The sequence below is a fragment of the Mycobacterium sp. genome (assembly GCF_049280035.1).
Taxonomy (GTDB): Bacteria; Actinomycetota; Actinomycetes; order Mycobacteriales; family Mycobacteriaceae; genus Mycobacterium.
In genome coordinates this window covers 1-6,632 of record NZ_JBAPPI010000039.1, presented here as the reverse complement: position 1 = coordinate 6,632, position 6,632 = coordinate 1, and the positions used below count along the sequence as shown (strand labels likewise).

Genomic DNA, 6,632 nt, shown 5'->3' with positions numbered 1-6,632 from the left:
CCCGGGAGCCGCGGCCATGGCCGCCGCTCCCGGTCCAGAGGCATTACCACCGGGCGGTGGGCAGCCGGGCGGGCCAGGGCCTGGATTCGGCGCCGCACCCGTTAGCGGTCAGGGCGCTATCGCGGTCCAGGCTGCGTTGACCCAGGTCGGCGCGCCCTACTCTTGGGGTGGCGCCGCGCCAGGCGGGTTCGACTGCTCCGGCTTGGTGATGTGGGCGTTCCAGCAGGCCGGCATCGCACTGCCGCATTCCAGCCAGGCGCTGGCCCACGGCGGCCAGCCGGTCTCGCTGTCCGACCTGCAGCCCGGTGACGTGCTGACCTTCTATTCCGACGCCTCCCATGCCGGCATCTACATCGGTGACGGCCTGATGGTCCACTCGTCCACCTACGGCGTGCCGGTGCGGGTGGTGCCGATGACATCGTCCGGCCCGATCTACGACGCCCGCCGTTACTGATCGCCGACGGTATACACACCGTCGCCGCTGGCTGCTGGCCGGCGCACTGATCGCCGAACTGGTCTTCGGCGCCGTCTCAGTCCTCGGCCCGGGGCGGACAGCACCGGCACAACCGGTCAGCGCCGCAGCGCCGCGGCTCGTCGTTGCCGGCGACCGCACCGTGCGGATGACTAATCTCGGCGGTCCGCGATCGGAGGTCCTGTTGGGCCGTGTCGCTGCGAACATCGGTCAGGCCGTCGACGCAGTGGAGGCGTTCTGGGGGGCCGACTGGCCACGCGATATCACCGTCGTGGCCACCGGCTCGCAGCCGCAGTTCGAGACCGAGGCCGACGGAGGGCCTGCGGCCCAGTGGGCCGATATCGCGGCGGTGGCCGTTGCCGACCGGGTAGACCCGGTCCGGCGGATTGCGATCGGCCAGCGGATCGTGTTCGCGCCCGGTGCCGTCAGCATGAGTGACCCGGCGTTGCGAATCGTGTTGGGCCACGAGCTTTTCCACTACGCAACACGCGCCGACACGGCAGTCGATGCGCCCCGGTGGCTGACTGAAGGCGTGGCTGACTACGTTGCCAGGCCGCACGCGCCGCTGCCCAAGTTGACGCAGCTACCGACCGCGTTGCCGTCGGACGCCGACCTTGACGCGCCCGGGCTGCAGCGTTCTGATGCCTACGACCGGGCATGGTGGTTCGCGCGTTTTGTCGCCGATACCCGCGGGACGACGACGCTGAGCGCGCTCTACCGGGCTGCGTGTGGTGTCAGGCACGCCGACCTACCCACCGCCCTGCATGACGTCCTGGGCGCCGACACGACGGGTGTGCTCGCCGACTGGCAGCAGTGGCTCACCCGTTAACCTACCCAGGTGTCCCGGGTCCTGCTGGTAACCAACGACTTTCCGCCTCGACGCGGCGGCATCCAGTCCTATCTGGTCGAGCTGGTGTCTCGACTGGCCGCCACCGGGGAGCACACCGTGACGGTGTACGCGCCGCAGTGGAAAGGCGCCGACGCCTTTGATGCTGAAACCCTGGGCTATCAGGTGGTGCGCCATCCCGGGACGTTGATGCTGCCCGTGCCCGCGGTCGACGGCCGGATGCGCCGGCTGATCGCCGACCACGACGTCGACACCGTCTGGTTCGGCGCGGCCGCGCCACTGGGGCTGCTGGCGCATCGTGCCCGTCAAGCCGGTGCAAGCCGGGTGCTGGCCAGCACTCACGGCCACGAGGTGGGCTGGTCGATGTTTCCGGTGGCACGGTCAGTGCTGCGTCGCATAGGCGACGACAGCGACGTCGTCACCTTCGTCAGCCGCTATACCCGAGGGCGGTTCGCCTCAGCGTTCGGGCCGCAGGCCGCGCTGGAGCACCTGCCGCCCGGGGTGGACACCGATCGATTCCGTCCGGACCCGGCAAGCCGCGCCGAGTTACGCGCCCGCTTTCGCTTGGGCGAGCGGCCGACGGTGGTGTGCCTGTCGCGGCTGGTGCCGCGCAAGGGGCAAGACATGCTGATTCGCGCGCTGCCGGCAGTCCGGCAGCGAGTGGATGGGGCGGCGCTGGTGATCGTGGGTGGTGGTCCATATCTGCAGACGCTGCGCCGGCTGGCCGAGCGCTTTGGCGTGAGCGAAGACGTGACGTTCACCGGCGGGGTCCCGGCTGCGGACCTTCCCGCCTACCATACGATGGCCGACGTGTTCGCGATGCCATGCCGGACCCGCGGGGCTGGGCTGGATGTGGAGGGGTTGGGCATTGTGTTTCTGGAAGCTTCCGCGACCGGTGTGCCGGTAATCGCCGGATGCTCGGGTGGCGCGCCGGAAACCGTGCAGCACAACAAGACTGGGTTATTGGTCGACGGTCGCTCGGTGAATCAGATCGCTGACGCCGTTACCGAGCTGCTCGCTGACCCAGATCGAGCCGCTGCGATGGGCGCCGCCGGCCGGGATTGGGTCACCGCGCAGTGGCGATGGGATGCATTGGCCGGCCGGCTGTCTGAGTTGGTGCGCAGCTAATCCTTCGCGTAGATCGCGTCGATGTCGTGGGCGAACTTCTCGGCCACCACCTTGCGCTTGACCTTCAGCGTCGGGGTGAGTTCGCCGGTGTCCTCGGTGAAGTCGACGGGCAGGATGCGGAATTTGCGGATCGACTCCGCATGCGACACCGCCAAATTGGCCTGTTTGACGGCCGCGTCCACCTCGGCGATCAGGTCGGGGTCGGTGGCCAGATCGCTCACCGACGCTGCGGCAGGCTTGCTGTTGCGCTGCTTCCAGCCCTCGAACGCCTCGGGGTCGATGGTGATCAGCGCGCCCACGAATGGTCGCGCGTCTCCGACCACCATCGCCTGGCTGATCAGTGGGTGCGCCCGTAGCTGGTCCTCCAATACGGTGGGGGCGACGTTTTTGCCTCCAGCGGTGACGATGATTTCCTTCTTGCGGCCGGTGATCGTCAGGAACCCGTCGTCGTCAACCGCGCCCAGGTCACCGGTCTTGAACCAGCCGTCTTCCATCGCTTCGGTGGTGGCCTGCTCGTTGTGCCAGTAGCCGTGGAACACCACGCCGCCTCGCACCAACAGCTCGCCATCGTCAGCGATGCGCAAGCTGTTGCCCGGCAACAACTTTCCAACGGTGCCGACCTTCAGGCCGCCGATCTGGTTGACGGTGATCGCCGCGCTGGTCTCGGTCAGCCCGTAGCCCTCGTAGACGGTCAGACCGACGCCGCGGTAGAAGTGGCCAAGCCGCGCGCCCAGCGGTGCGCCGCCGGAGACCGACGCGCGGCAGTCACCGCCCAGCGCCGTACGCAGCTTGTGATACACCAGCCGGTCGAACAGCGTATGTTTGGCCCGCAGCAGTAAGCCCGGGCCGCCGCGATCGACGGCCTCGCTCCAGTCCACTGCGGTCTGCGCGGCGATCGCGAAGATGCGCCCCTTGCCGTCGTTGGCGGCATTCTGCGCAGCGGTGTTGTACACCTTCTCGAACACCCGCGGCACCGACACCACGACCGTCGGTTTGAACACCCCGAACATCGGCACCAGATTCTTGATGTCACTGGTGAATCCGACGACGACCTTGTTGTGGAAGGCGCACAAGGTAAGCGCGCGGGCCAACACGTGCGCCAGCGGCAGGAACACGAGCAGTCGCTCGCCCTCGCGCAGCAGCGTGGGGAGAACCTCCTTGGCGCCCCGGGTTTCGTAGACCAGGTTGGAATGGGTCAGCTGGCAGCCTTTGGGGCGCCCGGTGGTACCCGAGGTGTAGATCAGCGTCGCCGGGTCTTCGCTGCGCAACGCCTCGATGCGGGCGGTCAGCTCGGCCGGGTCGATCGACGCGCCATCCTGCTCGAGTTGCTCGAGGGCGTTGGCGCCCGAACCGTCGATTTGCAGCACGCGCCGCAGCTCAGGCAAGTCGCCGGTGAGCTCGGTGACCATCTTCGCGTGGGCGTCGGTTTCGGCGAACGCCACCACTGCGCCCGAGTCGGACAGCACCCAGCGCACCTGCTCGGCCGACGATGTTTCGTAGATCGGGACGGTGACCGCGCCTACCGCCAGGATCGCCAGATCGAGGATCGCCCACTCGTAGCGGGTGGCTGACAAGATAACCACCCGGTCGCCGGCCTGCACCCCCTGCGCGATCAAACCCAGTGCTGCCGAGCGGATTTGGGCCGCCGCGGCAGCACAGGTAACGTCGGTCCAGGCCCCGTCGACCAGGCGCTGAAAAATTACGGTGTCAGGGTCATCGCGCTCGTGCTCGAACACTGCGGCGACGATGTTGTCGTGCTCGCCCACCGTGAACGGGGCGGGAACACTGAATTCACGCACTCTTGTGACCTCGCTTGTTACCTCGGACGGCCGGGCCGGACAATCAGCCTAGTCCGGGCAATCCCGGGTGGTGCTATGCGGCCATCGGTGCGGTATGTGAAGCTAGGGGCCGTGCACAGCGTTCAAATCTCCGACGAGACGTTTGTCGCCGCCGACCCCGCACGCGTCGGCGCTGCCGTCGGTGATCCGGCCAACTGGCGGCGGTGGTGGCCTGATCTGCGGCTGCGGGTCATCGAAGACCGCGGCCCGTTAGGAGTCCGATGGGCGATCACCGGACCGCTGACCGGGACCATGGAAGTCTGGTTGGAGCCGTCGTTGGACGGCGCCGTGTTGCACTACTTCCTGCATGCCGAGCCGTCCGGGGTGGCGGCCTGGCAATTGGCCAGGATGAACCTGCGCAGAATGACCCATCGCCGTCGGGTCGCCGGCAAGAGAATGGCCTTCGAGGTGAAGGCGACGCTGGAGCGCTCCCGGCCAGTCGGGGTTTCTCCGGTGCTTGACCAGGTCTGAGTTCAACCGGGGAGTACCGTTTCTGCCGTGGACTGGCGGTACAGACCACAGGGTGTAGACCGCGTATGGGGGAGAAGGAAGCGACCAGGTGGCGGAGAAGACGGCGCAGACGATCTACATCGACGCGGACCCCGGCACGGTCATGGATGTGATCGCTGACATCGGTTCGTACCCCGATTGGGTGTCGGAATACAAGGAGGCCGAAGTACTCGAGGCCGACCCCGACGGGAACCCGAAGGTGGCGCGGCTGGTGCTGGACACCAGCGTCCTCAAAGACACGCTGGTGCTGTCCTACGTGTGGCCGAAAGATCGCGAATCGGTGCGCTGGTCGCTGGTTTCCAGCTCGCTGCTGCGGTCCCTCGACGGCGTATATCGATTGGCGTCCAAGGGATCTGGTACTGACGTCACCTACGAACTCACCGTCGACATTGCTATCCCGATGATCGGCTTGCTCAAGCGCAAGGCCGAGCGCAGGCTGATCGACACCGCGTTGAAGGATCTGAAGAAACGAGTCGAGGCTGAGTGAGGCTGGGTGAATCAGCAGCGCCCACTGTTGCCCGGATCAGTCTTTTCGTCGGCAAGGGTGGGGTAGGGAAGTCCACTTTGGCGGCCGCGACCGCCGTGCGTGAAGCGCGCGCCGGTCAGCGAGTGCTGCTGGTATCCACCGACCAAGCGCACTCATTGGGTGACGTGCTCGGTGTCGCGGTCCCGCCGACCGGCCGGCGCGACGCCGTCCGGGTGCTCGCCGACCTCGAAACCGGGGCCGCCGACGTGGGCGGCGGCTTCCTCGACGCGCTGGCGATGGATACCCTGGCGCTGCTCGAGGCACGCTGGCGCACCGTGGTCGACACACTGGGCCGGCGCTTCGCAGAATCGGAGCTGGGCGATATTGCGCCCGAAGAACTTTCGGCGCTGCCCGGAGTGCAGGAAGTTCTCGGCCTGCATGAGGTCGGCGAGTTGGCTACCGCCGGGCAGTGGGATCACCTCGTGGTCGACTGTGCCTCCACCGCCGACGCAATGCGGATGCTGACCCTGCCGGCCACCTTTGCCCTGTATGTCGAGCGCGGATGGCCACGGCATCGCAGGCTTTCCGCCGCCGCCGACGATGCGCGGTCGACGGCGGTGGTGGAACTGCTGGAACGCATCAGCCGGAGCGTCGAAAAGCTCAGCGCACTGCTGACCGACGGCACCCGAGTCGGTGCGCATCTGGTCCTCACCGCGGAACGGGTGGTAGCGGCCGAAGCGGTCCGGACGCTGGGCTCGTTGGTGTTGATGGGTGTGCGCGTCGACGAATTAATCGTCAACCAGATTCTGGTGCAAGACGATTCATACGAATACCGCAATCTGCCCGCTCATCCGGCCTTCGACTGGTATTCCGAGCGAATCAGTGAGCAGCGCGCTGTGCTGGACGAGCTGGACGCCGCTATCGGCGATGTGGCCTTAGTACTTACCCCGCATCTAGCCGGTGAGCCGATCGGCGCCAAAGCGCTGGCGGAGCTGCTGGACAGTGCGCGCCGTCGCGACGGATCGGCACCGCCGGGGCCGTTGCGTCCGGTCGTCGACTTGGAGTCCGGATCTGGTCTGCAGTCGATCTACCGATTGCGGCTAGAGTTGCCGCAGATCGATTCCGGCGCGCTTACCCTTGGCCGGGTCGGCGACGATCTGATCGTCAGCGTCGGCGGGATGCGGCGCAGAGTTCGGTTGGCGTCCGTCCTGCGGCGATGCACGGTACTGGACGCGCATCTTCGAGGTAGCGAGTTGACGGTGCGTTTTCTACCTGATCCGGAGGTATGGCCGAGGTGACCGCCGGCGACGATGCAGTGGGGGCACCCCCAGCCGCGCAGCGGCGAGGGGGACGCAGCGATGAGGAGGGGCG

At 67.1% G+C, this 6,632-nt stretch carries 7 protein-coding genes; 6 read left to right on the top strand and 1 reads right to left on the bottom strand.

The genetic code is table 11. From position 1 onward, the window contains the following. The 3 genes from WAN71_RS01325 to WAN71_RS01315 form a co-directional block, all read left to right on the top strand. The coding region (locus WAN71_RS01325) for an NlpC/P60 family protein (protein ID WP_422223600.1) at positions 1–454 on the top strand (454 nt) is incomplete at its 5' end. Positions 455–485: 31 nt separating this feature from the next. Continuing rightward, the gene (locus tag WAN71_RS01320) at positions 486–1,301 is read left to right on the top strand and encodes a hypothetical protein (protein WP_422223601.1); all 816 of its coding nucleotides are present in this window, start codon (positions 486–488) and stop codon (positions 1,299–1,301) included. 9 nt (positions 1,302–1,310) lie between these two features. Next, positions 1,311–2,447 (top strand): glycosyltransferase family 4 protein, encoded by a 1,137-nt coding sequence (locus WAN71_RS01315; protein ID WP_422223599.1) that lies wholly within the window; start codon positions 1,311–1,313, stop codon positions 2,445–2,447. Here WAN71_RS01315 and WAN71_RS01310 read toward each other — a convergent pair. Next, positions 2,444–4,246, bottom strand: coding sequence for an AMP-dependent synthetase/ligase (locus tag WAN71_RS01310; RefSeq protein ID WP_422223598.1), 1,803 nt, complete (start codon positions 4,244–4,246; stop codon positions 2,444–2,446). The two genes, WAN71_RS01315 and WAN71_RS01310, sit on opposite strands and share 4 nt — an antisense overlap. A 111-nt stretch (positions 4,247–4,357) precedes the next feature. Here WAN71_RS01310 and WAN71_RS01305 point away from each other — a divergent pair, with 111 nt between their 5' ends. From WAN71_RS01305 to WAN71_RS01295, 3 genes are all read left to right on the top strand, one after another. Next, positions 4,358–4,756: a polyketide cyclase / dehydrase and lipid transport gene (locus tag WAN71_RS01305; RefSeq protein WP_422223597.1), complete on the top strand. Its 399-nt coding sequence runs from the start codon at positions 4,358–4,360 to the stop codon at positions 4,754–4,756. 88 nt (positions 4,757–4,844) lie between these two features. Further along, positions 4,845–5,282 (top strand): SRPBCC family protein, encoded by a 438-nt coding sequence (locus tag WAN71_RS01300; RefSeq protein ID WP_422223596.1) that lies wholly within the window; start codon positions 4,845–4,847, stop codon positions 5,280–5,282. Then, positions 5,279–6,559: an ArsA family ATPase gene (locus WAN71_RS01295; protein WP_422223595.1), complete on the top strand. Its 1,281-nt coding sequence runs from the start codon at positions 5,279–5,281 to the stop codon at positions 6,557–6,559. Before WAN71_RS01300 ends, WAN71_RS01295 begins: the two co-directional genes overlap by 4 nt. The last annotated feature ends 73 nt before the right edge of the window (positions 6,560–6,632 follow it).